18 protein-coding genes and 2 tRNA genes are annotated in these 24,565 nt (G+C 57.4%); 11 read left to right on the forward strand and 9 right to left on the reverse strand.

What is annotated here, in order from left to right:
* Nucleotide 1: 1 nt before the first annotated feature.
* From pta to RE428_RS10865, 3 genes are all read right to left on the reverse strand, one after another.
* A complete protein-coding gene (gene pta, locus RE428_RS10855; protein ID WP_004582030.1) occupies nt 2–2,170 on the reverse strand; it encodes a phosphate acetyltransferase in 2,169 nt (722 codons plus the stop codon).
* Between the two features lie 9 nt (nt 2,171–2,179).
* A complete protein-coding gene (locus RE428_RS10860) occupies nt 2,180–3,373 on the reverse strand; it encodes an acetate/propionate family kinase (RefSeq protein WP_004582031.1) in 1,194 nt (397 codons plus the stop codon).
* Nucleotides 3,374–3,501: 128 nt separating this feature from the next.
* Nucleotides 3,502–5,919, reverse strand: a complete 2,418-nt coding sequence (locus RE428_RS10865) for a bifunctional diguanylate cyclase/phosphodiesterase (protein ID WP_004582032.1) — start codon at nt 5,917–5,919, stop codon at nt 3,502–3,504.
* A 457-nt stretch (nt 5,920–6,376) separates the two neighbouring features.
* Here RE428_RS10865 and ald point away from each other — a divergent pair, with 457 nt between their 5' ends.
* Entirely contained in the window at nt 6,377–7,501 is a 1,125-nt protein-coding gene (gene ald, locus RE428_RS10870) for an alanine dehydrogenase (RefSeq protein WP_004582033.1), read from the forward strand.
* 38 nt (nt 7,502–7,539) lie between these two features.
* Here the strand turns inward: ald and RE428_RS10875 are convergent.
* The 4 genes from RE428_RS10875 to RE428_RS10890 form a co-directional block, all read right to left on the reverse strand.
* Nucleotides 7,540–7,615 (reverse strand) — tRNA-Glu (locus RE428_RS10875).
* A 106-nt stretch (nt 7,616–7,721) separates the two neighbouring features.
* Nucleotides 7,722–8,219: a hypothetical protein gene (locus RE428_RS10880; protein ID WP_154660763.1), complete on the reverse strand. Its 498-nt coding sequence runs from the start codon at nt 8,217–8,219 to the stop codon at nt 7,722–7,724.
* A 190-nt stretch (nt 8,220–8,409) separates the two neighbouring features.
* Nucleotides 8,410–9,309 carry a TIGR01777 family oxidoreductase gene (locus tag RE428_RS10885; protein WP_004582035.1) on the reverse strand — a complete coding sequence of 300 codons (900 nt, stop codon included), beginning with the start codon at nt 9,307–9,309 and terminating at the stop codon, nt 8,410–8,412.
* A gap of 77 nt (nt 9,310–9,386) precedes the next feature.
* Entirely contained in the window at nt 9,387–9,818 is a 432-nt protein-coding gene (locus RE428_RS10890; protein ID WP_338381169.1) for a sirohydrochlorin chelatase, read from the reverse strand.
* A gap of 153 nt (nt 9,819–9,971) precedes the next feature.
* Here RE428_RS10890 and RE428_RS10895 point away from each other — a divergent pair, with 153 nt between their 5' ends.
* The 6 genes from RE428_RS10895 (at nt 9,972) to RE428_RS10920 (ending at nt 15,503) form a co-directional block, all read left to right on the forward strand.
* Entirely contained in the window at nt 9,972–10,577 is a 606-nt protein-coding gene (locus tag RE428_RS10895) for a DUF924 family protein (protein ID WP_004582037.1), read from the forward strand.
* A gap of 179 nt (nt 10,578–10,756) precedes the next feature.
* The gene (locus RE428_RS10900) at nt 10,757–11,521 is read left to right on the forward strand and encodes a TetR/AcrR family transcriptional regulator (RefSeq protein ID WP_004582038.1); all 765 of its coding nucleotides are present in this window, start codon (nt 10,757–10,759) and stop codon (nt 11,519–11,521) included.
* A gap of 170 nt (nt 11,522–11,691) precedes the next feature.
* Nucleotides 11,692–11,767 (forward strand) — tRNA-Gly (locus RE428_RS10905).
* 148 nt (nt 11,768–11,915) lie between these two features.
* Nucleotides 11,916–12,728: an MOSC domain-containing protein gene (locus RE428_RS10910; protein WP_004582039.1), complete on the forward strand. Its 813-nt coding sequence runs from the start codon at nt 11,916–11,918 to the stop codon at nt 12,726–12,728.
* A 13-nt stretch (nt 12,729–12,741) separates the two neighbouring features.
* Nucleotides 12,742–14,649, forward strand: coding sequence for an ATP-binding cassette domain-containing protein (locus RE428_RS10915; protein WP_004582040.1), 1,908 nt, complete (start codon nt 12,742–12,744; stop codon nt 14,647–14,649).
* Between the two features lie 167 nt (nt 14,650–14,816).
* On the forward strand, nt 14,817–15,503 hold the full coding sequence (locus RE428_RS10920; protein WP_004582041.1) for a DUF6901 family protein: 687 nt from the start codon (nt 14,817–14,819) through the stop codon (nt 15,501–15,503).
* A gap of 63 nt (nt 15,504–15,566) precedes the next feature.
* Here RE428_RS10920 and RE428_RS10925 read toward each other — a convergent pair whose 3' ends face one another.
* Nucleotides 15,567–16,001 carry a universal stress protein gene (locus tag RE428_RS10925; protein ID WP_004582042.1) on the reverse strand — a complete coding sequence of 145 codons (435 nt, stop codon included), beginning with the start codon at nt 15,999–16,001 and terminating at the stop codon, nt 15,567–15,569.
* 199 nt (nt 16,002–16,200) lie between these two features.
* Here RE428_RS10925 and RE428_RS10930 point away from each other — a divergent pair, with 199 nt between their 5' ends.
* The gene (locus tag RE428_RS10930; RefSeq protein WP_004582043.1) at nt 16,201–16,647 is read left to right on the forward strand and encodes a hypothetical protein; all 447 of its coding nucleotides are present in this window, start codon (nt 16,201–16,203) and stop codon (nt 16,645–16,647) included.
* 45 nt (nt 16,648–16,692) lie between these two features.
* Here RE428_RS10930 and RE428_RS10935 read toward each other — a convergent pair whose 3' ends face one another.
* Nucleotides 16,693–17,544 carry a hypothetical protein gene (locus tag RE428_RS10935; RefSeq protein WP_004582044.1) on the reverse strand — a complete coding sequence of 284 codons (852 nt, stop codon included), beginning with the start codon at nt 17,542–17,544 and terminating at the stop codon, nt 16,693–16,695.
* A gap of 621 nt (nt 17,545–18,165) precedes the next feature.
* Here RE428_RS10935 and fadB point away from each other — a divergent pair.
* From fadB to topA, 3 genes are all read left to right on the forward strand, one after another.
* The gene (gene fadB, locus RE428_RS10940) at nt 18,166–20,313 is read left to right on the forward strand and encodes a fatty acid oxidation complex subunit alpha FadB (protein ID WP_004582045.1); all 2,148 of its coding nucleotides are present in this window, start codon (nt 18,166–18,168) and stop codon (nt 20,311–20,313) included.
* Between the two features lie 33 nt (nt 20,314–20,346).
* Complete coding sequence (gene fadA, locus RE428_RS10945; protein WP_004582046.1) at nt 20,347–21,522, forward strand: acetyl-CoA C-acyltransferase FadA; 1,176 nt, start codon at nt 20,347–20,349, stop codon at nt 21,520–21,522.
* 317 nt (nt 21,523–21,839) lie between these two features.
* Nucleotides 21,840–24,485, forward strand: coding sequence for a type I DNA topoisomerase (gene topA / locus RE428_RS10950; protein ID WP_004582047.1), 2,646 nt, complete (start codon nt 21,840–21,842; stop codon nt 24,483–24,485).
* Nucleotides 24,486–24,565 lie beyond the last annotated feature (80 nt).

Here is a 24,565-nt window from a genome sequence, read left to right on the forward strand (position 1 = left end):
CTTAGGCGTCAGAGGCATCCTGCGCCTGGCTGCCTCCTTGTTCCATATCTTCGACTTGTCGGGCCTGTACGGCGGTCAATGCAATGGTGAACACGATATCCTCGACGAGTGCGCCTCGTGAGAGGTCGTTCACCGGCTTCCTCAAACCTTGCAGCATGGGCCCGATACTCACCACGTTGGCGCTGCGCTGAACCGCCTTGTAAGTGGTGTTACCGGTGTTCAGGTCCGGGAATATAAAGACGGTCGCCTTACCTGCAACCGGGCTGTCCGGTGCTTTGCTCTTGGCTACGCTTTCATTGGCTGCGGCGTCATATTGAAGCGGACCATCGATGATCAGATCCGGACATCTTTCCTTTGCGATGCGCGTCGCCTCGCGGACTTTTTCGACATCTGCTCCTGAGCCGGATTTTCCAGTGCTATAGCTGATCATGGCAACCCTCGGCTCGATGCCGAACGTTTGCGCCGATTCCGCGCTTTGGATCGCAATATCGGCAAGCTCTTCGGCATTCGGGTCCGGGTTGATAGCGCAATCGCCGTACACCAGGACCTGCTCCGGCAAACACATGAAGAAGACCGAGGATACGACTTTGGCGGATTCATGGGTCTTGATCAGCTGCAGGGCGGGCCGCACGGTGTTGGCAGTGGTATGCACCGCGCCAGATACGAGCCCGTCCACTTCGCCCTGGGCGACCATCATCGTCGCAAGGACAACATTGTCCTCTAGCTGGGCTTCAGCCATGTCGCGCGCTAGACCCTTATGTTTGCGCAGTTCCACCATGGGGCTGATGTAGTTGTCACGCACCTCGTCCGGATCGACGATTTCCAGGTCCTCGGGCAGGGTGATGCCCTGGGAGCGGGCCGCGGTCTCGATTTCATCCTTCTTGCCAATCAGCACGCATTGGGCCAGTCTTCGCTCCTGGCAGATGGCAGCAGCCTGGATGGTCCTGGGTTCGTTGCCCTCCGGCAGCACAACCCTCATCTGAGCCTTGCGGGCGCGTTCCGACAACATATAGCGAAAGGCTGGTGGCGACAGGCGGCGCTCGCGCTCGATACGCAGGTGTTCCTGCAGCCACTCGGTATCGATGGTGCTTGCGACCGCTTCCATCACCTTTTCAATCCTGTCGGCGTCGTCAACGGGCACTTCGCCCGGAATACGGGACAGGTGGTAGGCGGTTTCGAGGGTGTTGGTGCCGACCTGCAATACGGGTAGACCGGTCCTTAGAGCGCCACGACAGGCCTCGATAGTGCGAGGGTCGGGTGTGATATTGCCGGTGAGAACGACACCGGCGAGCGGAACGCCATTCATGGCCGCAAGGGCGGTTGCCACTACGATGTCCTCCCGATCTCCCGGGGTGACGACCAGGGTGCCAGGGCGCAGTGTCTCGACCATATTGGGGATCGTATGCGCGCAGACCGTCACTCGCTGTACCCGGCGCTGGTCCATCTGGCCTTCGTGCAGGACTTCAGCGTCGAGAGCCTCTGCGATATCGGCGACCCGAGGCGCAAGCATGTCCGACTGCCAGGGTACCAGACCGATGAGATGCAGGCGTTTCCTGGTGAATACTTCGCACTCGTTCGCATAGTCCGGGAGATCAGTGCGTGCCGGATCGCGATCGGGCAGGAACAGGCCGGGACGTTCGGGCTGGCCGACCTTGTTGAGGATGACACCAATAACATCGGGATCATCCGGGTCCGCGAACAACCGGGCGGAGAAATCCAGGGCTTCGTCGAGTTCCTTGGCGTCGCAATTGCCTGGTGCACTGACCAGGATGACCTCGGCATCGAGGTTGCGGGCGATTTCCACATTCAAGCGCGCCGTATAAGCCTCGCTGCGATCGGGCACCAGGCCCTCAACGATCACGACGTCGACGTTCTTTGCAGCTTTCTGGTAGTTCCCGACGATGTCTTCCATCAGCATCTCGGAATTGCCGCGGTTCATTTGATTCTGGGCATGCTTAAGGCTGATTGGGGAGGGCGGGTCGAGATCTGTGCGAGCCCGAACGAAGGCGACTGAACGGTCTTCGTCGTCCTGTCTATGGGCCAACTGAGCGACCGGTTTGTAGAAACCGACCCGGACACCCACGTGGTCCAAAGCCCGGAAAAGCCCAAGGCATACTGAGGTCAGTCCGGACTCGAGTGCTGTTGGTGCGATGAACAGGTTCTTTGCCATGATCAATCCTTAGTCTGATGACCTATCAATGGCTTCTAGTGCTTCCCGCGCGATCATACCTTCCTCGTCGGTGGGAATAACGTAGATTCCGTGCCCCGCTGCATTGATGCTGCCATTGTTGTCCTGCCCATGATTTTCATTTTTGGCATCATCTACTTCGAAACCCAACAGGCGGAGATGGCGGACGGTTTTGGCCCTGACCCGAGGGCTGTTCTCGCCGATTCCTCCGGTAAAGACCAGGCCATCAAGGTGGCTGAGCGACGCCATCATGGCGCCGATGTAACGGGCAAGGCGAAAGCAGAACACATCAATGGCTTCTTGAGCGGCCCGGTTACCGGAGTCCGCCGCCTGTACGAGGGAACGCATGTCGTTGGTCTTGCCGGAAAGACCGAGCAGCCCGCTTTCCTGGTTCAGCATGCGGGAAATACTGTCTTGGGATAGGCCCTTGCGCTGCAGGAAGTCGAATAGACCAGGGTCTACGTCGCCGCTGCGTGTACCCATCACCAAGCCTTCCAGCGGGGTAAGCCCCATGCTGGTATCACGGCTTTGCCCGTTCTCGATAGCGGCAACGCTGCAGCCATTCCCCAGGTGAGCGGAAATGAGGGAGACGTTTGAGCGGGGTTTGTCCAGCTTCTTCGCCAGTTCCCTCAAGATATACGCATGGCTGGTGCCGTGGAATCCATAGCGACGCACCCCCCAATCCTGGTAGCAACGCCGAGGCAAGGCGTAGAGGTAGGCATGGTCGGGTAGCGTCTGATGGAAGGCGGTATCGAATACAGCGATTTGCGGGGTGTCCGGGTATAGCGACTGCATGGCCCTGATGCCATTGAGGTTAACAGGGTTGTGCAGCGGGGCCAGTTCCCCGCAGCGATGGATAGCATCCGCAACGTGTTGGTCGATCCGGGTAGCTTCGCGGAAGGTTTCCCCCCCGTGAACGACCCTATGGCCGATGACAAGAGGCGCCCCCTCGAGGATTGCTTCCTGTTCCAAGTGCTCTATGACTGCGGTCAGGGCCTGCTGGTGGTCTGAGTTGTCCGGCAACTGCAGGGTTTGCCGCTGCCCCTTGCGCTCGATGCTTGCGGACGAGTCCGAAGTGCCCAAGCGTTCCGCGAGTATCTGGGCTTGCCGCTGCATATCTCTGGAGAATACTGCCAGTTTCAGTGATGAACTGCCGCAATTCACCACAAGAAGCGTATCTGACATCCTTTTCCTTTCCTTAATGGTATGTGCTTGTGAATCTACCGATGCGTCAGGACCTCAACCAGTAGATAGGTTGTAGGCTCCTCTATGGGTGGACCTTATTTCGGAGGTATTTATAGTCAGTTCGCACCTCAGACGTGAGCCCTGTGGTTGGTGCGGATCCACTCTACAAAATCGGCACCGGATGCCGGCCTGCTGTAGAAGTAGCCCTGGGCATAGTCACAGCCCTGGGCCTTGAGGAAGTGGGTCTGGGCCTCCTCCTCGACACCCTCGGCGATAACCTGCAATCCGAGGCTGTGGGCCATATTGATAATGGCCTTGACCAGCGCCGCGTCTCCTTCCTCGATGATGACGTCACGAACGAAGGACTTATCCACCTTGAGGGTGTCGAACGGATAGCTCTTCAGATAACTCAGGGCTGAATAGCCGGTCCCGAAGTCATCGACCGAGAGGCGTACGCCCATGGTATCCAGCCGTCGCAGGATATCGGCGGTCTCTATGGTGTTGTCGAGGATTAGCCGCTCAGTGATTTCGAGTTCTAGCAGCGTGGGGTCGAGATGCTGCTCGTTCACTGCCCGCTGCACCACATTGACAAAACCGGGATCCCGGAACTGTCGGGGCGAGACATTGACAGCGATGCTCAGGTTCAAGCCCGTGCTTTCCTGCCATTGGCTGGCGGCGGCACAGGCTTGCTGGATGACCCACTCGCCGATGGGAATGATCAGGCCGGTTTCTTCTGCAAGGGGAATGAACTTGTCCGGCATTACCAGCCCCATGGTCGGACTATTCCAGCGAATCAGGGCTTCGGCGCCGATAAGGCGGCCGGAAGCGGTCTCGACGATGGGCTGGAAGTAGAGTTCGAACTCGTCGAGCTCAAGCGCGCGGCGCAGCCTGGATTCGATCTGCAGGCGCTCGTGGGACACTTCCTTCATCTCGGGTGCGAACCGCTCGTAAGCGCTCTTGCCCTTGTTCTTCGCCTGGTACATCGCGGCATCGGCATGCTGCAGGAGATTGCCGCTATTGTCCGAATCAGTTGGGTAGATGGCGATACCGATACTGGTACTGACGAAGACTTCCTGCCCGTTTAAATGGAAGGGCGGTGCGAAGGTTTGCAGGATACGGTCCGCCACCTGCTCGGTGGAAATGGGTTCGCGTAAACCGGGCAGGATCACCAGAAATTCGTCGCCTCCCAGGCGCGCCACGGTACTGGTGCCGCGCAGACAGCTGGAAATGCGTCGGGAAGCCTCGATCAGCAGGTTGTCGCCGGCTTCGTGACCCATGGTGTCGTTGATGTGCTTGAAGTTGTCCAGGTCCAGGAACATCACGCCAACAAGCGTCTCTTCCCGGCGTGCCTGGGCCAGGGCGAGCTTGAGTCGGTCCAGCGCGAGCATGCGGTTGGGCAGGCCGGTCAGGATGTCGTAGTTGGCCTGGCGCAGGAGCTGCTGCTCGTAGCGTTTGCGGATGCTGATATCTTCGCCGAGGATCAGGAAGTGAGTCGGATTGCCTTTCTCGTCCTTGATGGGGGTAACGATGACCTGTTCCCAGAAGCGCTCGCCGCTGCGCCGGGCGCTGTTGATTTCGCCCTGCCATACGCCCACGCGCTGTACCTGAAGCCTGATGTTCTGCCAGAGCTGCTGGTTTTCCCGGTGTGAGAACGTATCGCTCGTTAACATGCCGGGATGCTTACCGCGGATTTCCTTGAGCGGAAACCCGGTAAGCTGGGAGAACTTGTGATTGGCAAACTCGATATGCCAGTGCCTGTCACAGATCAGGACGGATGATGGACTTTGTTCGATGGCCATCGACAGCTTGCGAATTTCAGATGCGTCTTCTTCCTGGCGGCGGATATCATCGTTCAGGCGTTCGCGCATCTGGTTAAAGGCGTCGACCACCTGGGACAATTCGTCCCGCCGATTCACGTCGGTGTCCGGACGATCCAGTTCCAAGGGTTCCTGCAGGTTACGCAAAGAGAATTGGCGAGCATAGCTGGCCATCGCGGACAGGTGCCGGGTTACGAAATACTGGAATATCCAAATGATCAGCACGGAGATAAAGAACGTCTTGAAGAACTGGGTGGTGATAATCACCAGCACCTTGCGCCGGAGGTCCTGGTAGATATCGGCCAGGCTCGCGGTGATGGTCAGTTCGCCCAGCTTGTAGAGTTCATCGCCCTCGTGATTGAGGATGAACGTTCGGGTCATGGTGGAGGTGTCCCGGGGAACTTCCCCCATGACCACCTCGGAATCAGGAAATATCTTGAGGCGCAGATGAACGATGTCGGGCAGGCTTAGGATGCCTTCCATCTGCACTTGCAGCAGTTTCTGATCCAGTGCCCAAAGACTGCGGGAGAGACTGCTGGCATAGCTGGTCTCGATCACGGACATGCGTTCGTCAACCAGTGTGATGTCCTTCCGGAAATCGGTGTAGACCTGGATGGCGGATGCAAATAGCGTGAACAATGAGCTGAACAGCAGTATGTAAGCCAGTAGCCGAAACGACAGGGGCGAACTGGCCTTAAACTGACTTAATCGCGTCGACAATTTAGACATGCTGTCGATTTCATAGAGCCTGTGACAGAAAGGGTCTGGTGTCTGGTGTAACGCTCAGGCTGTATTTTCGGTTTATAGACGAACAGTCTATATAAACAGTCTATACACGAACGTCCATCTCCAACAGCGAAGACGGGTCCTGCCTGGCGGGCTGGTTATTGTTTAACCGAAAACTGGGTTTTATTTCAGCCTTTTACGCACTATAGCAGCAGAGTTTGGACATTGCCCTTGCGGTGGCGCAAATAAAAGTACGATTTTGCAAAACCTGACGGCATCGTTGCGGCGGAGAATCAGGCAAGTTCTCGGGAGGGGCCAGGTTCTTGTCCATGTGGGGAGCAGGAAAATCAGTTCAGCCGGAACCAAGTTTCTGGAAGGACACTATACTGGAATGAGCTGAATTCAGATCGGCCCGGCAAAACGTCGATAGACGTAGTTCGAGCCCAGACAGGAGGTTGTAATGACGACGGTCGGTGTACTCAAGGAAATCAAGAACCATGAGTATCGTGTCGGACTGACGCCTGCGGGCGCGCGTGAACTCACTGAACATGGGCATGAAGTGCTGGTTGAGACCAGTGCTGGAGAGGGCGCGGGCTTCGCGGACGAGCTATACACTCGTGCAGGGGCTAATATCGTGCCTGACGCGAAAGCCGTGTTCGAAGGGGCAGAACTCCTGGTTAAGGTCAAGGAGCCTCTGGCCCAAGAGCGCAGCCAACTCCAGCCTCACCATACCCTGTTTACCTTTCTCCACCTGGCACCGGACCCCGACCAGACACGGGATTTGCTCGACTCCGGCGCCACCTGCATCGCGTACGAGACAGTAACCGACCGCCACGGCCAATTGCCGCTACTGGCGCCCATGTCGGAAGTGGCAGGCCGCCTGGCTATCCAGGCCGGGGCCCAGGCGCTGGAAAAGGTTTGCGGTGGTCGGGGCGTCCTGCTTTCCGGCGTGCCGGGTGTCCATCCCGGTAACGTCGTCGTGATCGGCGGCGGTGTCGTTGGGCGAAATGCCGCGCAACTCGCGGTGGGCTTGGGAGCGCGAGTCACCGTACTCGACCGTTCGGTGCCGGTGTTGCGGGAGCTCGACCAGCACTATCGCGGTCAGATCACCACCCTGTATTCAACCCGGGACACCCTGGAGCGGGTATTGGAAGAAGCTGATCTTGTGGTCGGCGCCGTCCTGATCCCCGGCGCATCAGCCCCGAAGTTGATCAACCGTGAGTTGTTGCAGGTCATGCCGGAAGGATCGGCGTTGGTCGATGTCGCGATCGACCAGGGCGGTTGTGCCGAGACATCGCGAGCGACGACCCACGATGATCCGACCTATGTGGTCGACGGTGTCGTGCACTACTGTGTGGCCAATATGCCGGGGGCTGTGGCAAGGACATCCACGCTCGCGTTGACCAATGCGACCCTGCCGTATGTGGTGAAGCTGGCGGATGAGGGGGTGCGGCGGGCCTTGCAAAGTGATGAGGGCTTCCTGCCGGGGCTGAATGTCGCCCAGGGTAAACTGACCTGCGAAGGAGTTGCGGTTGCTCAGGATCTGGAATATATCTCACCGGATCGTATGTTGACCAAGCTGTAGTGCTCGGATCCGGATGAGTATAGACGGAGGAAAAGAAGTGGCGTCCCCTAGGGGGTTCGAACCCCTGTTGCCGCCGTGAAAGGGCGGAGTCCTAGGCCACTAGACGAAGGGGACGCTGCGCGTTAGACGCTGACCTCGTCGAGGTGGCGCGTATATTAAGTAAGGCACCCGGGCCTGTCAAACCCTTTTCTGAAACTTTTTCCTGAAAAGAGCAGGAAAATCAGCTTTCGCCATTCAGGCAGTACTTCAGTTCGTCGCCAATCGCGTCGAATGCGGCAGGTAACCCATCGTCGCGATACAGATCGAAAATCGCCTGGACGATCCTCTGGCGCTGCCTGGGAACCTGAGTCAATACCTCGTCTTCGGGGGCCTGGAGTGAAGCGGCCATCAGGATCTCATAACGCAGTTTGTTCTCGCCTGCACAAAAATAGAAGTGGCCTTCACGGCTGACGGGATCCGGCGCGCCGCGAAGATCGTAGACACCCTGGCTACAACGTGCGTACTCGGAGTTCACCGCGGAGAAGGTTTCGGTCAACCCTTTTTTGTTGACCGCATCGACAAGCGCTTCAACGCGTTCGGCACCGCTATCGGTCAGACCCGGCAAACTGGCCAGTAGTTGTTTTTCAGTGAAGCCCTGTTTAAGTAATTGCAGCACAGTGACATATTCGCTGGTGATCAACCCGCAAGTCTCGAAGCTCTGCTTTGTTCCCGTTTTCAACGGGGATGATTCGGCAGGGCTGACCGCCGGCACCGATATGACCAGAAATGTCGATAAGAGAAAGGCAACCTTTTTTAGCATGGCGTCCCGGCGTGTGTACGTATTCGGTACGGATGTACAGGCTATCAGTGGCCGGGCGACTGATCCGTGAGCAACTGCGCAAAGATCGACCCTAGCGGAGGCCTTGGCGCTAAACGCAAGCGCGCAGGGCGTGTTGAAGTTCGGGATAACTGAACTCGAAGCCCGCTTGCTGTAGTTTCTCCGGCATGGCGCGCTGGCCGTCGAGCAGGAGTGTGGACATCTCGCCCAGTGCGGTCTTGAGGGCGAATGCCGGCACCGGGAACAGTGTAGGGCGTCTGAGTACGCGGCCGAGCGCGTGAGTGAAGTCTATATTCCGCACCGGGTGTGGGCTGACTACATTGTAGGCGCCCGACGCGTCTTCCGATTCCAGCATCCAGATCAGGGCGCGCACGACGTCTTCGCGATGTATCCAGGGCATGTACTGCTGGCCATCACCGAGCCGCCCGCCCAGGCCCAGCTTGAAAGGCAGTAGCATGCGCCCCAGCACGCCACCATCCGGGCCAAGCACGACACCGGTTCTCGAGAGAGCAATCCGCGCGTTCCACTGGCCGGCGCGCAAGGCCTCTGCTTCCCAATCGGCGCAAAGGTGATGGGTGAACTCGTCTTTAGCAGGGGCGTCTTCATCGAGCGGTTCACCGCCATGGCTACCGTAATAGCCCACCGCCGAGCCGGATACGAAAACGTTCGGTTTCTGGTCACGGGTCATGATCTGGTCGATCATTTCCCGCGTCAGCGCGATACGGCTGTCCCTGAGTTCCTGTTTGCGCTTATCGGTCCAGCGCGCTTCGGCAATGCCTTCCCCGGCAAGGTTGATCACGGCGTCAATTCGTGGAATCTGGGGGATTTGCTGGAGTTGGCCAATGACGTCGACCCGCCCGCAACGTGCCTTTACGTCAGCTTCGCCTTGTCGGCTCAGGACGGTGAGCGTATAGCCCTTGGCGATAAGCTCCGGGCATAGCCGTTGGCCGATAAAGCCGGTTCCTCCGGTAACCAGGATATGCTGAGACATTGACGTCTCCTCGTCTTGGTTGAGGGCTTTTACTGTAGTCGTTGCCGAGCTGCGAGCCGTTGCCCACGCTCCATCGATTACGCACCGAGGCGTTCTTCAACGATATGCCGGATGGCATCGCCCAGCAACGGATGCTCGCCAATCGGGGTGGCGAGTTCGATACTCAGGCCATGCTCCTCGGAGAGCTTATCCAGCATGGCGGGCACATCCTGACGCAGGTGGCGACCGGCTGCCAGGAAGAGGGGCAGCACCGTGACCTTGTGCACGCCTTCGCTGGCAGCCCGGGCTACTTCGGCATCGAGGGAGGGTTCGCTCAGCTCCATGTAGGCTATCGCTGCGTCAGGAATGGCGGCAAGACTGGGGCTGGCCAATTTCTCGAAGGTTTCGCACCACCTCGGGTCGCTGCTCCCGTGGGCGAGTAAGAGTACGCGGTGACTGTGCATCGATTGAATGCTCCTCGTTGTTAAGTCATCAGCTGCGGTAGCGACGTAGAATAGTCGTAGTGGCATGAAAGCGGGTCTAAGCGGAAACCACCTTGGTTGAATCTTACGTCCTCCGTTCGAACCTTACGTATAGTATGCCGGATTGGAGCAATGCTACCGATGGTGTTTATTTGGTTTCGGCTTCGATAAGTAAACGGAAGGATTTCGAGAGGGTAGCGGATGTTCGCGTGGCAGGAGATTTTGCATTTCTGGTTTGGCGACCTGGATGAAGAAGGTTTGCCGGATAAGTTCCATCGGGAGCGCTGGTTCCAGCCCAGCCGGACATTTGACTGGGAAATACGGCGGCGTTTTCTGTCGATGGTGCTCGTCGCCTCGGAAGACGGCTTGGAAAACTGGCGTGAAGAGCCTGGTGGGGCGCTGACGGAAATACTGTTGCTGGACCAGTTCACCCGCAACATCCATCGTGGCCGTGCCATGGCCTTCGATAACGACCGCGCTGCGCGCCTTCGCTGCCTGGAAGGTCTCGAGCGAGGCGACGATGTATGTTTACCGCTGATCCAGCGCGCCTTCTTTATCATGCCATTACAGCATTCAGAGCGACTCAAGGACCAGGAGAAAGGGGTCGGCCTGTACGAGCAGTTGGTGGCCAGTGCCAATGGGCGGCTGAAGGATGTACTGCAGAGCTTTTACATGTCCTCGGTAGCGCATAGGGATATCGTCGCCCGTTTTGGGCGGTTTCCGCATCGTAACAAGGTTCTGGGGCGCCATTCGACGCCTGAAGAGTTGACGTATATTGCCGAGGGCGGGGATCGTTTCGGCCAGTAACGACAGGCCATTCGAAGTTGATCGGCATCACTCTTTCCTGTCGGGTTTTTCGTCACAATGAATATGCCTCGATCCAATCAAGGCGGGCGAACGCAAAACAAGAATCGCACCCGTGATATCGAGGAGGGCGATCCGTTCCCAATAAAGGCCTGACGAAGAAGCAAGACGGACAAAAATATATGGCGGAGAAGAAGCACTTTGCTCCATCTGCCGTCGGCGGCGCATTACAGGATTCCATCCAGTATCGTGGCAGGAAGGCCTCGCGTGCCAAGAGCGAGCATCGCCGACGCAGAATACTCGAAGCGGCGCTGGATATAGCGGCCAGGGAGGGTGTAAGAGGCATCAAGCATCGCCCCGTGGCTCGCGCGGCCGGCGTACCACTGGCATCCACCACTTACTACTTCAGGGACATCGAGGAGCTGATTCGTGATGCCTTCATGCTGTTCGCGGAGAAAGCCAACGAGGATCTTGAGGACTTCTACGGGCACCTAAATGCCCTGATAGATGTCGCTCTTGCTCAAGGCAAGCTACATTCCGACGCCGGCCGATCAGATATTGCCGGGAATTTGGCAGACTACATTGCTGGCTATTTCGGCGAGCAACTACGCAATTATCAATCGACGATCCTCACCGAACAGGTCTTTCTGGCAGAGGCCATGCGCGAGCCCAGCCTGGAGGGCCTGGCACGAGAGTATAGGCGCGCCTGGCTAAACGGGGTGGAGCAGATGCTGGTACGTCTGGGAACCGCCAATCCCCGCCGGGACGCGGCATTGCTGATCAGCGTGGTTTCGGGAATGGGTTATGACGGCCTGCTGTTTCGCGACAAGTTCAGTCCGCAGTTCTTCAGGGAGACGCTTGAGCGAGTGTTGAGTCTGCTGCTCGATGTGCGCTCGGCCGTGGAGAGCGATTACCGTGAGCTTGAATCCAGCGGCACCCTGGAATAGCTCTTGCCTTGGAAGTTCAGGAGCGAGCGGCGCCCACGGAGTTGGGAACGTCGGGACTATTTTAGGTGGTCAGCCCACCGTTAGGGAGAAAAAGTTGGCGTTAGTAGTTGACGGACGCCGTCGAATGCGTAGAATACGCAGCCGTTGAGAGGGGAGCCCCTCGTAAACAAGCGGGAATAGCTCAGTTGGTAGAGCACAACCTTGCCAAGGTTGGGGTCGCGAGTTCGAATCTCGTTTCCCGCTCCAGATTCCAGAAAAAGCCCGGCCTCAGTGCCGGGCTTTTTCGTTTCTCACCTGACGTGCGTGGTTTTCTCCGCAAATAACCGTTTGATTCTCCCTGACACTTGGCCGGCGCCGCTGGTATCCTTCGTTCTTTGCGGGGAGGGGATCATAGATGGCGCAGTTGAAAGTCGAGCAACTCTACTACTATCCGGTCAAATCGCTTCACGGTGTCGCTCTCGACGCGATGACGCTGGATGCCTTTGGACCTGCGGGTGATCGCCGTTGGATGATCATCGATGAGGAGGGGCGCTTCGTCACTCAGCGCGAGCAGGCGCGACTGGCGCAGGTGGGTGCGGCTCTGAGCTCGTCAGGACTCGAAATACGCATCCCGGGCAGCGAGCCAGAACCTGTTTTCGCCGGCGATGAAAGCCGCCGGGTGCTTATCTGGCGGGATTGGGTCGAGGCCCGCATTGCTGCGCCGGGGCCCTCAGAGAAACTGAGCGAATGGCTCGGCATGCCGGTGAGCCTGGTCTATATGCCAGAGTCCACGCTACGGCCCGTGGACAACAAGTACGTCATGGACGAGCGCCGGGTCAGCTTCGCCGATGGTTTTCCCTTCCTCGTCACCCATGTCGCTTCGCTTGATGCCCTGTCTGAGCGTATTGGTCAGCCAGTGGATATGCGTCGGTTTCGTCCCAACATTGTTGTCTCTGGTGGTGAGGCATTCGAGGAGGACCGCTGGGCGACCCTGTCCCAGGGCGACTTGCGCCTGCGTCTGGTCAAGCCCTGCACCCGCTGCGTGATGACCACTGTCCACCCGGACCAGGGCGTGCGTTCGGAAGATCTCCAGCCGCTGCGTGAACTGGGTCGCTTCCGCCGGACCGACAGCGGTGTGGTCTTCGGTGTGAACGCTGTGCACGATGCATTGGGGGAGATCCGGGTAGGAGATCGTTTTGACGTTGATTATCTTGAGGGCCAATCTTGAGGGTCGTTAACTAATGCCATTGCTGTCTCTGGAAAGCATATCGCTTGCTTTTGGTTTACATCCGCTTCTGGATAATGCCGGGTTGATCATCGAGCGTGGCGAGCGGGTCTGCCTGCTAGGCCGTAATGGCGAAGGCAAGTCGACCCTACTCAAGATCCTGACGGGTGAAACGGTGCCGGATGGCGGTACCGTTCGCCTGGACGATGGAGCAGTATTATCCGTTCTTCCGCAAATGCTGCCTTCCGACGAGAGGCGCACGGCCTACGAGGTTGTTTCCGAGGCTTTCCCGGAGACGGGCAAGTTGCTGGCGGAGTTTCACGTCCTCTCGCAAAAGGCCGACGAGGCCAGTCTGGATAGACTCATGAAGGTGCAGGACAAGCTGGAAGCCCTGGATGGGTGGCGTCTCGACCAGAAGGTTAACGCCATCCTGGCGCAGTTCCGGATCGATCCGGACCGCACCCTGGATACACTTTCCGGCGGCTGGCAGCGTCGGGTGCTGCTGGCCAAGGCGCTGGTTTGTGAGCCGGACCTGCTGCTTCTGGATGAGCCAACCAACCACCTGGACGTTCCCGCCATTGCCTGGCTTGAGGACACCCTGCGCCAATTCCCCGGAGCGCTGCTTTTCGTGAGTCACGACCGGGCCTTTATCCGACGCCTGGCGACACGCGTCGTGGAATTGGATCGGGGGCAATTGGTGAGCTTCGCGGCGACCTATGAGCGCTACCTGGAGCTTAAGGAAAAGGCGCTGGAGGAGGAAGAGCGCCAGAACGCCGAGTTCGACCGACGGCTCAAACAGGAGGAAGCCTGGATTCGCCAAGGCATCAAGGCGCGCCGGACCCGCAACATGGGACGTGTGCGAGCTTTGAAATCGATGCGCGAGGAGCGCAGGCAGCGGCGCGAACGTAGCGGCAACGCCAGTTTCGCTATTGAGGACGCCGCACGCTCGGGCAAGCTGGTGGTCGAAGCGAAGCACGCCAGCTTTGGTTATGGTAATGATAAACCGATCATTCAGGACCTAAACCTGACGGTGATGCGAGGCGACAAGATCGGCCTGATCGGCGAAAACGGTACGGGGAAGACGACGCTGGTGAGATTGTTGCTGGGCGAGTTGGAGCCGACTTCCGGCCAGATACGCCTGGGCACCAATCGCTCAGTTGCCTACTTCGATCAGTTGCGCGGCGAACTCGATGACAACCTGAACGCGCTGGACAACATGGCGGAAGGTCGGGAGTTTATCGACGTCAATGGTCAGCAGAAGCACGTACTGGGATACTTGCAGGACTTCCTGTTTTCCCCGGAGCGGGCGCGCTCTCCGGTTAGCGTGTTCTCTGGTGGTGAGCGGGCACGACTGATGCTGGCCAAGCTGTTCAGTAAGCCGGCCAACATCCTGGTATTGGACGAACCGACCAACGATCTGGACGTGGAAACCCTGGAGCTACTGGAGTCCCAACTGGTGGAATTCTCTGGCACGGTAATCGTCATCAGCCATGATCGGGAGTTTCTGGATAATGTGGTGACCGATACGCTTTTCCTCGACGGTTCCGGCAAGGTGGCCGCCCATGTCGGCGGTTACAGCGACTGGCGTCGCCAGGGCGGGCAGTTCCCGGCAGAGGCGCCCGCCGAACCTGCAGTTCGTAAGGAAAAGAAAGAGGAAAAATCACGCAAGACTTCAGGGAAGCCTGCGCCCGCGGCAAGCCGTAAGCTGAGCTATAAGCTCAAGCTGGAGCTCGAACAGCTCCCGGATCAGATTGCTTCACTTGAAGCTGATGTGGAAGCCCTGCAAGCCCAGGTATCCGATCCAGCTTTCTATAGTCGTCCCCATGAAGAAGTTTCCCGTGTGCTTGAAGACCTCGCGGAAACCGAAAAGAACCTGGAAGCCAGGATCGAGCGCTGGATGGAGTTGGAGGAGATGGCCGGCTGAGTGCCGGCCAACGGATCCGGAACGTCGTATCGTCTCGCTTTAATTGCAAAATCTCACCAAATATCACGCTTCTGGATGTGGCATTCCTATACACTTGGAGGTCTTGGTGGACGGTGGTTTTCCCCCGATGTCCGGTCTTCCAGTACTTGCAGTGAAAGGTCGTCTGAATGAGTGTCACCTATACGTTTGCCCTGGCCAGCGGTGATTCCCGAATCTTCCGTGTCAGCTTGGATTCCCGGCCGGACGATCCGCAGACGGAAAAGCCCGACTGGACCCGCCTCTCACATTGCCAATGCAGTAACTGTCCATTGAAGAAAACGGATACGGCCTATTGCCCGGCGGCAGTCGATATACTGCCGGTGGTAGAGGAATTCCAGGACGAGAACGCCTACCAGAAAGTGACCGTTATGGTCGATGACGAACGGCGTCGCTATGAAAAGGAAACGACTCTCGAGGAGGCCCTGCGCTCACTGCTGGGTCTGATCATGGCGACCAGTCGTTGTCCGATTCTGGGTGAGTTGCGGCCCATGGCCATCCACCACATGCCTTTTGCCAGTTCTGAAGAATTCATCATGCGTAGCGTCTCGCTGTACCTGCTACAACAGTACTTTGCCAAGCGCCACGACGGTAAGCCGGACTGGGAACTCGAGGGGCTGGTAGGGCGTAACCAAAGGCTTCAGTTGGTCAACCAGGCCCTATGGCAGCGGATACATACGGTCTGCAAAGGGGATAGCAATCTCAAGGCGTTGCTGAACTTCTTTTCGATGGCGTCCAGCGTGACCTTTTCGCTGGAAACACAGTTGCGGAAACTCGAAACGCGACTGGCGGAAGAAGGTGTTAACGGCGGAGCCTGATGCTCCGCCCTTAGTGCTGTTCTGGATTCTGACTGGCGAGACTTTCCGCCTTTAAAGCTATGATCAGGTATTGATGCGGACGGCGAGCACGTCACACTTGGCGCCATGTAATACGCCATTTGCTGTTGAGCCCAGCAGTAGCTGGATTCCGTGACGTCCGTGACTACCAACAACGGCAAGATCGACGGCACGCTCTTCACATACCCGATGAATTTCCGCCTCCGGGCGCCCCACGGTAACCATCAGGTTTTTCTCAGGGATGCTGTAGTCCGTGCCGAAGCCTGCCAACTGTTCGCGGGCTGACTTGTCGAGTTGCTCCTGTAACTCCGTCAGATCCATGGGAATATCGCCACCGTACGCGTAGCCTACCGGCTCCACGACATGCAGGAGGATCAATTCTGCCTGATGAACCTTGCATAGCTCCTGAGCTCTTTTTATGACCTGGTCTGCTTCCTCGGTCAGGTCGATGGCAGCTAATACCGTCTTGTATATCGACATTGGGTTACCCTCCAGTGCTCAACAGATGACTGACAACTCGCGAGCTCATACCAATATGTAGATAATCACCTGTAATGGCAAATCACCTATAAATATAGGTGAGTCATGAATTTAGGCCAATTCGGGCGATCAAACACTGACGTGCGTCAATTTTTGACACACTGCTCCCCTCTCATATTTTCGGACAGGAAAATCTACGATGGTTCCAGCCCTGGTTATCTTCCTCGCCCTGGCGTTCATTGTCGGCTCTATATTCTGGCTCAAGCCTTCGCCGGACGAACGTCGTCGCATGCGTCTACGTAACCATGCGATCCGGGAGGAGGGGTTCAAAGTGCAGACCTTGAGGGGGGAGCTGAAGGATCGCTTCAGGCTGGAGGGGGATGGGGTCGAGGAAGAAGAGCTTTATCTCTACTGGAAGCCCTGGGGTGAGCAGAGTGGGGCGGACCGCAACGCGCTGATTGAGCCCCGGATACTTGAATCAGGCGCAGTAAATCCGGCGGTGCCTGGGGCTGAGCAGTTACCACCGCTCTCCGGTGCGTTTCGCGGGTGGCTGGCGGATAGCCGGGGTATCGGCTTCGTCTGGGATGAATCGGCGCCCATTAGCGACATGGATAAGCCAATGGCGATCGCCAAGAACCTGGCATGACGTTAAGGGGTCGACGCTCATGCAGTCGACCCAGGATCGCTGGGTCTAACCGGCCGAAGCGTTGGCGGTTGCCGCAGCGCGGTCGTTGCCGATCATGAGCTCGATCGCCTGGTTCAGTTCCTCGAGGATACCCTTCGAGTAACGGTCGATGACGAACGAGACATTGTTTTCGTTGTAGTTGACGTAGGAGCTGCGGATGAAGCCCCACTTCGAGGCAACGCTGCTCAGGGTCTGGTGCAATTCACCGCTTGGATGGCCTGCCGTAACCTCCGACATCAGCGCATCGAATTGCTTGGCCTGTTCGTCCAACGGCTCTTCCGTGTCAGCCCCCTGGAAGGTCTGTGATACGGAGGAGGTCGAGCGCGCCGAGTATTTGCTCATCATCTGTGCCATCAGTACGGCGGCAGCACGGGCCGCTTCGACCCGTTTATCCGTGGTTACCGATTCACTGGTGCGGACGATGTCGTACATTTCGGCTGAAGTCCTGCTCAGGGTAACTGCCTGGTTCGCCATGTCTGATACCAGTCGCAGGTCTGGGTAACCGTTCTGACGCACATCGTTGATATTCTGGCGCATCAGGTCCTTGAACTTGTCGAAGTCCTGGTTCAGCCGTGCGACCTGATCATCGTTCAGCAGACCTGAAGCCTTCTCGCTGATGCTGTTCATTTCTGCGTTCGAGGCATTGATGGAGGCGACGATGTCGTTCAGGGTCTCGGTCGAGCCGTTGACGCTGAATTGGTAGTAGGCATTCAGAGCCTCGAAATTGCTGATCCTGAAATCGTAGAGGCTGGAGAGTAAGGGGTTCTCGGCCGCGCGGGATATTAGCGGTGAGAGCATGAGTGCACAGGCGAATAGCGCCATCAATGACGCGCGGGTCCAGCGGCCGGAGTGAATCATCGGCGAAATCTCCGTTCTTATTGTATCTGTCGGGTACGTTGTTTTTATCTGCTGCGACAATACAGGAGGCATGTTGTCTTGTTGTTGTGCCAGCGTTTGTCGTAAACCGTTTATGCTATCCCAGCGACTTTCGCGAGGTCTGGCGTTTGCCAGGCATATGCGTGGGCGACGAAGGCCAATCGTGCCTGGGCATGGGGCGTGCTGCAGGCTGATGGACGCTTGTTTGAATCTGAGGCTAAATTAACTCGGTCGGCCAATCAAGCGGTTTTGACAGCCTTTTACACTGTGTATTCGCGCGTTAAGAGCCGTCAAACGGGGTGATTATGAGCTGTCGCTGCAGTCCTGCTTCAGGAGTAGGCTGCAACATATTGTTTTAAAGTGTTTATCAACTTTGGGTCGAGATGGCACCGCATGGAATGGCCCGCAGCCACGCCCTGCGCCAAGAGAAACAAATTGACAAATGAACGGTTTTTTCTCATCGTGTGCGGCACTCGATTCAAACGACTGTATGAATTTTTGAATCGAATGATCGGGCAGTGACCGAAATCTCTCTGCATGAATGGCCCGCCGCCACGGACCGGGTCGTTGGTGCAGTTCCAAACACAGACTGGAGATCAGTTGATGATTTACGAAGGTAAAGCCATCACGGTTAAAGAGATCGAAGGCGGGATCGCTCAGCTCAACTTCGACTTGCAGGGCGAGTCAGTCAACAAGTTCAATCGCCTGACGATCGAAGAGCTGGGTGCCGCCGCCGACAAGCTGAAAGCATCCAAGGATATCAAGGGTCTGGTGGTTACCAGCGCCAAGGATAGCTTTATTGTCGGTGCCGATATCACCGAGTTCACCGAACTGTTTGCCGGTTCGGAAGAGGACCTGGTGGCCAATAACCTCAAGGCCAATGAAGTCTTCAACACCATCGAAGACCTGCCGTTCCCGACCGTGACTGCCATCAATGGTATGGCTCTGGGTGGTGGTTTCGAGATGTGCCTGGCCACCGATTATCGTGTCATGGACAGCAAGGCCAAGGTGGGTCTGCCGGAAGTCAAGCTGGGTATCTTCCCGGGCTTTGGCGGCACCGTGCGTCTGTCACGTCTTATCGGTGTCGACTACGCCATCGAGTGGATCTCCGGCGGCACCGAGAACCGTGCCGACAAAGCGCTCAAAGAAGGCGCTGTGGATGCGGTGCTGGAAGGTTCCAAGCTGCTGGATGCTGCCGTTGACCTGATCAACCAGTGTAACGATGGCAAGCTGGACTACATGGCCCGCCGCGAAGAGAAGCAGGGCAAGATCAAGCTGAATGCCATGGAAAGCATGATGGCGTTCGAGATCTCCAAGGCTTTCGTTGCCGGTAAGGCCGGCAGGAACTACCCGGCGCCGGTTGAGGCCATCAAGGTCATGCAGAAGCATGCCAGCCTGACCCGCGACAAGGCGATCGAAGTGGAAGCCAAAGGCTTCGCCAAGATGGCCAAGACTAACGTGGCAGCCTGCCTGGTTGGCTTGTTCCTGAACGATCAGGAGCTTAAGAAGAAAGCCAAGCAGTGGGAAAAGGAAGCCAACGACGTGAAACTGGCGGCCGTGCTGGGCGCCGGTATTATGGGTGGCGGCGTGGCATACCAGTCCGCGCTGAAAGGCACACCGATCCTCATGAAGGACATCAACCAGGACGGTATCGCCCTGGGTCTCAAGGAAGCCAAGAAGCTTCTGGCCAAGCGGGTCGATAAGGGGAAGATGAATGCCGACCAGATGGCTGATGTACTTAACAGCATTACTCCGACCCTAAATTACGGTGATTTCAAGAGCGTAGACCTGGTTGTTGAAGCTGTTGTCGAGAATCCGAAGGTGAAGGATGCTGTTCTGCGAGAGACCGAAGAGATGGTCCGCGAAGACACAATCCTGACTTCCAACACCTCGACGATCTCCATCAACACGCTCGCCAAGAATCTCAAGCGTCCGGAAAACTTCTGCGGTATGCACTTCTTCAACCCGGTGCACATGATGCCGCTCGTTGAAGTTATCCGCGGCGAGAAGACCAGTGACAAGGCTGTGGCGACCACCGTTGCCTACGCCAAGGCTATGGGTAAGACGCCCATCGTCGTTAACGACTGCCCGGGCTTCCTCGTCAACCGTGTCCTGTTCCCGTACTTCGGCGGCTTCGCCCGTCTGGTGCGTGATGGTGCCGATTTCCAGAAGATCGACAAGGTTATGGAAAAGTTCGGCTGGCCGATGGGCCCTGCGTACCTGCTCGACGTCGTCGGCATGGACACCGCCAAGCACGCCAATGAGGTGATGGCTGAAGGCTTCCCGGACCGCATGAAGGACGAGAACAAGTCCGCTATCGATGTAATGTTCGAGAATGACCGCTACGGCCAGAAGAACGACAAGGGTTTCTACAAGTACGAAACCGACAAGAAGGGCAAGCCCAAGAAGGTTGTCGACGAGGAAACCTACAAGCTGATCGAGCCGGTCGTTCAGGGCAAGAAGGAGTTCGAGGAAGACGAGATCATCGCTCGTATGATGATTCCCCTATGCCTCGAAACGGTTCGCTGCCTGGAAGACAACATTGTCGAAGCACCTGCCGACGCAGACATGGGCCTGATCTACGGTATCGGTTTCCCGCCGTTCCGTGGTGGTGCACTGCGCTATATCGATGATATAGGCGTCGACAAGTTCGTTGAACTTGCAGACAAGTATGCAGATCTGGGTCCTTTGTACCACCCGACCGAGAAGCTGCGTGAAATGGCCAAGAATGGCGAAAAGTTCTTCGGCTAACCCTGAACGAGATTTCCGAACGGAGAAAGATCTATGAGCTTGAATCCGAGAGACGTTGTCGTCGTCGATTGCGTGCGGACTCCGATGGGTCGTGCCAAGAACGGATGTTTCCGCAATGTACGTGCGGAGAACCTGTCGGCTGCGCTGATCGAAGCCATTTTCGAGCGTAATCCGAACCTGAACCCGAAAGAAGTCGAAGATGTGATCTGGGGCTGTGTTAACCAGACCCAGGAGCAGGGCTTCAACGTGGCGCGTCAGATTTCACTGATGACCCGCTTGCCGCACGAGTCCGCGGCGCAGACCGTCAATCGCCTGTGTGGCTCCGCCATGACGGCGATCCATACTGCGGCCCAGGCCATCATGACCAACAACGGCGAGGTCTTCATGGTCGGCGGTGTTGAGCACATGGGTCACGTGCCGATGACGTCCGGCTTCGACCACAACCCGGCAGCCTCCAAGTATTCCGCCAAGGCGTCCAACATGATGGGCCTGACCGCGGAAATGCTGGCCAAGATGCACGGCATCACCCGCGAGCAGCAGGACGAGTTCGGTGCCCGCTCTCACCGCCTGGCCCACGAAGCCACGGTTGAAGGTCGCTTCAAGAACGAGATCGTGCCCATCCAGGGTCACGACGAGAATGGTTTCGTGAAGCTGATCGAGGAAGATGAGACGATTCGGCCGGAGACCACGGCTGAGTCCCTGGGCCAGCTGCGTCCGGCCTTCGATCCAAAGAACGGCACGGTCACGGCAGGTACGTCTTCCCAGCTGACCGACGGTGCCGCGGCGATGGTACTGATGTCCGCAGAGCGTGCCGAAGCGCTGGGTCTGAAACCGATCGCCCGTATCCGCAGTATGGCGGTTGCCGGCTGTGATCCCGCGATCATGGGTTACGGTCCGGTACCGGCCACCAAGAAGGCGCTCAAGCGTGCAGGCCTGAACGTAGAGGATATCGACTTCTGGGAACTCAACGAAGCCTTCGCGGGGCAGTCGCTACCGGTCCTTAAGGACCTGAAACTGCTGAACGTGATGGACGAGAAAGTGAACCTGAACGGTGGCGCGATCGCCCTGGGGCATCCGCTGGGCTGTTCCGGTGCGCGCATCTCCACAACCCTGCTGAACGTGATGCAGGCTAAGGGCGGTACGCTGGGTGTTTCTACCATGTGTATCGGCCTGGGGCAGGGCATCGCAACAGTCTGGGAGCGGGTGTGATCTCGACGACCTGACTGACAAAAGCCCGGCGATTGCCGGGCTTTTTTTTGCGGGCGGGTTCAGGTTGACCATTGACTATCAAAAGGTCGGCCCAATGATGGGTTGTGCTGTTCACCTTGACCCTGTAAAACAGAGCACCTATAAAGCTGCGAGTGCGTAAATCTGCTAGCAGACTGATTTTTAGCCAATATTGGGATTCACTGAAGAGCTGCCGGGCCGAAACCATCGGTTTTGACATCTGCTCAGTGTCTCTCTAAACCTGATTTTGACGCTCCCTGAGTATTGGATGGGGAGCATGCGAGGAAACTGATTCCGTTATGGGTAAGAATCTCGTCATTGTCGAGTCTCCGGCAAAAGCGAAAACCATCAACAAGTACCTGGGCTCCGACTATGTGGTGAAGTCCAGTGTCGGGCATATCCGCGATTTGCCGGTCAGTGGCAGTGGCTCCCAGACCGATCCGAAAGAGCGTGCGAAGCAGGCGGCCCAGACTCGGAAGATGAATCCCGAGGAAAAGGCCGAGTACAAGAAGCGCAAAGCGCGGGACCAGCTCGTCGCCCGTATGGGTGTGGATCCGGAAAATGACTGGAACGCACGCTACGAGGTGCTTCCCGGCAAGGAGAAAGTGGTCAACGAACTGAAACGACTGGCCAAATCCGCCGATCATGTCTATCTCGCGACGGATTTGGACCGCGAAGGGGAGGCGATTGCCTGGCACTTGCAGGAAACCATAGGCGGCGAACCCGATAAATACCGCAGGGTCGTGTTCAACGAGATCACCAAACGTGCGATTCAGGAAGCCTTCAAGGAGCCTGGTCAGCTCGATCGTGATCGGGTCAACGCCCAACAGGCGCGTCGGTTCCTCGACCGTGTCGTGGGCTACATGGTCTCTCCCCTGCTTTGGAGCAAGTTGGCGCGGGGCCTGTCAGCGGGGCGGGTACAATCAGTCGCGGTAAGGCTGATCGTCGAGCGCGAACGCGAGATCCGCACTTTTGTACCCGAGGAATATTGGCAGGTGCATGCGGACCTCTCGCCGAAGGGGGATAAATCGCCGGTTCGCTTCGAAGTCACCCGTGATGGTGACAAAGCGTTCCGACCGACTAGCGAATCTGAGACCAAGGGGCATGTCGATAAGCTCAAGGCGTCCGATTTCCGTGTCGCCAAGCGTGAGGACAAGCCGACCCGCTCGCGTCCCAGTGCGCCTTTCATTACCTCTACGCTTCAGCAGGCGGCCAGCAATCGTATGGGTTTCAGCGTCAAGAAAACCATGATGTTGGCCCAGCGCCTCTACGAGGCAGGTTTTATCACCTACATGCGTACCGACTCCACCAATCTGAGTCAGGAGGCGGTCACCGGCGTTCGTGACTACATCGAAAATCAGTTCGGCAGCAAGTACCTGCCGGAGAAGCCACGGGTCTACGGCAGCAAGGAGGGCGCTCAGGAGGCTCATGAGGCCATTCGCCCGACAGATGTAAAAAGACGCCCGTCGGATATTAGCGGCCTGGAGAAGGATGCTGAGCGCCTCTACGACCTGATCTGGCGTCAGTTCATTGCCTGCCAGATGGCGGACGCCGAATTCACGAGTACCTCCATCGTCGTTGAGGCAAGCGGCTATGAACTGCGTACCCGCGGCCGCATTATCCGTTTCGACGGCTTCCTGAAGGCGGCGCCCCAGTCATCCAAGAAGGATGAGGATGTGGCGCTGCCGGATATCAAGGTCGACGAAGTGCTGGACCTGGCGAAGCTCGACCCGACCCAGCATTTCACCAAGCCATCACCGCGTTACACCGAAGCAAGCCTGGTAAAAGAACTCGAGAAGCGAGGAATCGGCCGGCCTTCAACCTACGCCTCGATTATCTCGACAATCCAGGATCGCGGTTATGTCCGGCTCCAGAATCGCCGTTTCTACGCCGAGAAGATGGGGGATATCGTTACCGATCGCCTGTCAGAGTCCTTCTCCAACCTCATGGATTACGACTTCACGGCACGTCTCGAGGAAGAGCTGGACGATATTGCCGCCGGGGATATCGACTGGAAGCGTGTACTTAACGGTTTCTACGAACGCTTCCGACAGCAACTCGAAGAAGCCGGTTCGGATTCCGATCATGGCGGGATGCGGGGCAATACGCCGACGGAAACCGATATTCCGTGCCCGACCTGTTCCCGGCCGATGCAGATTCGGGTCGCCAGCACCGGTGTTTTCCTGGGCTGCTCCGGCTACAGCCTGCCTCCCAAGGAACGCTGCAAGACCACGATCAACCTGGTCTCAGGTGACGAAGTGGTCAGTGCGGACGATGACGTTGAAGGTGAGGGTGAGAGCCGCTTGCTGCGCAAGAAGCGCCGTTGCCCGAAATGCGGTACGGCCATGGACAGCTACCTGATCGACGAAAACCGCAAGCTACATGTCTGCGGTAATAACCCGGACTGCTCGGGCTATGAGGTGGAAGAAGGCACGTTCCGTATCAAGGGTTATGACGGGCCGACCTTGGAGTGCGACAAGTGCGGCTCCGAGATGCAGCTTAAGACCGGACGTTTCGGCAAATATTTTGGGTGCACCAACACCGAGTGCAAGAACACCCGCAAGCTGCTGCGTAACGGCGAGCCGGCGCCTCCCAAGATGGATCCAGTGCCGATGCCAGAGCTCCAATGCGAGAAGGTGGACGACACCTACGTCCTGCGCGATGGCGCCTCCGGTTTGTTCCTTGCGGCAAGCAAGTTTCCCAAGAATCGTGAGACCCGTGCGCCGCTGGTTAAGGAGATAAAGCCTCACCGTAAGGAAATCGATTCCAAGTACAGCTTCCTGATGGATGCGCCTGAGCAGGATCCCGAAGGTAACCCGACGGTGATTCGCTATAGCCGCAAGACCAAGGAACAGTACGTAATGAGTGAGAAGGATGGCAAGGCGACGGGTTGGAGTGCCTTCTACAAGGACGGAAAGTGGCAAGTGAAGGACAAGAACGCCTGAACTCAGGTGCTGACCTTGCGATGCCAAAAAGCGATAAAGAAAGGGCCCTGAGTGGCCCTTTCTTTATATTGGTAACGCTA

Origin of the sequence: Marinobacter nanhaiticus D15-8W (assembly GCF_036511935.1) — a bacterium.
Classification (GTDB): domain Bacteria; phylum Pseudomonadota; class Gammaproteobacteria; order Pseudomonadales; family Oleiphilaceae; genus Marinobacter_A; species Marinobacter_A nanhaiticus.

Excerpts from the sequence above, each read along its gene's own strand:
- pta (WP_004582030.1), bottom strand. The coding sequence starts at position 2,170 with ATGGCAAAGAACCTGTTCATCGCACCAACAGCACTCGAGTCCGGACTG.
- RE428_RS10860 (WP_004582031.1), bottom strand. The coding sequence starts at position 3,373 with ATGTCAGATACGCTTCTTGTGGTGAATTGCGGCAGTTCATCACTGAAA.
- RE428_RS10865 (WP_004582032.1), bottom strand. The coding sequence starts at position 5,919 with ATGTCTAAATTGTCGACGCGATTAAGTCAGTTTAAGGCCAGTTCGCCC.
- ald (WP_004582033.1), top strand. The coding sequence starts at position 6,377 with ATGACGACGGTCGGTGTACTCAAGGAAATCAAGAACCATGAGTATCGT.
- RE428_RS10885 (WP_004582035.1), bottom strand. The coding sequence starts at position 9,309 with ATGTCTCAGCATATCCTGGTTACCGGAGGAACCGGCTTTATCGGCCAA.
- RE428_RS10890 (WP_338381169.1), bottom strand. The coding sequence starts at position 9,818 with ATGCCACTACGACTATTCTACGTCGCTACCGCAGCTGATGACTTAACA.
- RE428_RS10895 (WP_004582037.1), top strand. The coding sequence starts at position 9,972 with ATGTTCGCGTGGCAGGAGATTTTGCATTTCTGGTTTGGCGACCTGGAT.
- RE428_RS10900 (WP_004582038.1), top strand. The coding sequence starts at position 10,757 with ATGGCGGAGAAGAAGCACTTTGCTCCATCTGCCGTCGGCGGCGCATTA.
- RE428_RS10910 (WP_004582039.1), top strand. The coding sequence starts at position 11,916 with ATGGCGCAGTTGAAAGTCGAGCAACTCTACTACTATCCGGTCAAATCG.
- RE428_RS10915 (WP_004582040.1), top strand. The coding sequence starts at position 12,742 with ATGCCATTGCTGTCTCTGGAAAGCATATCGCTTGCTTTTGGTTTACAT.
- RE428_RS10920 (WP_004582041.1), top strand. The coding sequence starts at position 14,817 with ATGAGTGTCACCTATACGTTTGCCCTGGCCAGCGGTGATTCCCGAATC.
- RE428_RS10925 (WP_004582042.1), bottom strand. The coding sequence starts at position 16,001 with ATGTCGATATACAAGACGGTATTAGCTGCCATCGACCTGACCGAGGAA.
- RE428_RS10930 (WP_004582043.1), top strand. The coding sequence starts at position 16,201 with ATGGTTCCAGCCCTGGTTATCTTCCTCGCCCTGGCGTTCATTGTCGGC.
- RE428_RS10935 (WP_004582044.1), bottom strand. The coding sequence starts at position 17,544 with ATGATTCACTCCGGCCGCTGGACCCGCGCGTCATTGATGGCGCTATTC.
- fadB (WP_004582045.1), top strand. The coding sequence starts at position 18,166 with ATGATTTACGAAGGTAAAGCCATCACGGTTAAAGAGATCGAAGGCGGG.
- fadA (WP_004582046.1), top strand. The coding sequence starts at position 20,347 with ATGAGCTTGAATCCGAGAGACGTTGTCGTCGTCGATTGCGTGCGGACT.
- topA (WP_004582047.1), top strand. The coding sequence starts at position 21,840 with ATGGGTAAGAATCTCGTCATTGTCGAGTCTCCGGCAAAAGCGAAAACC.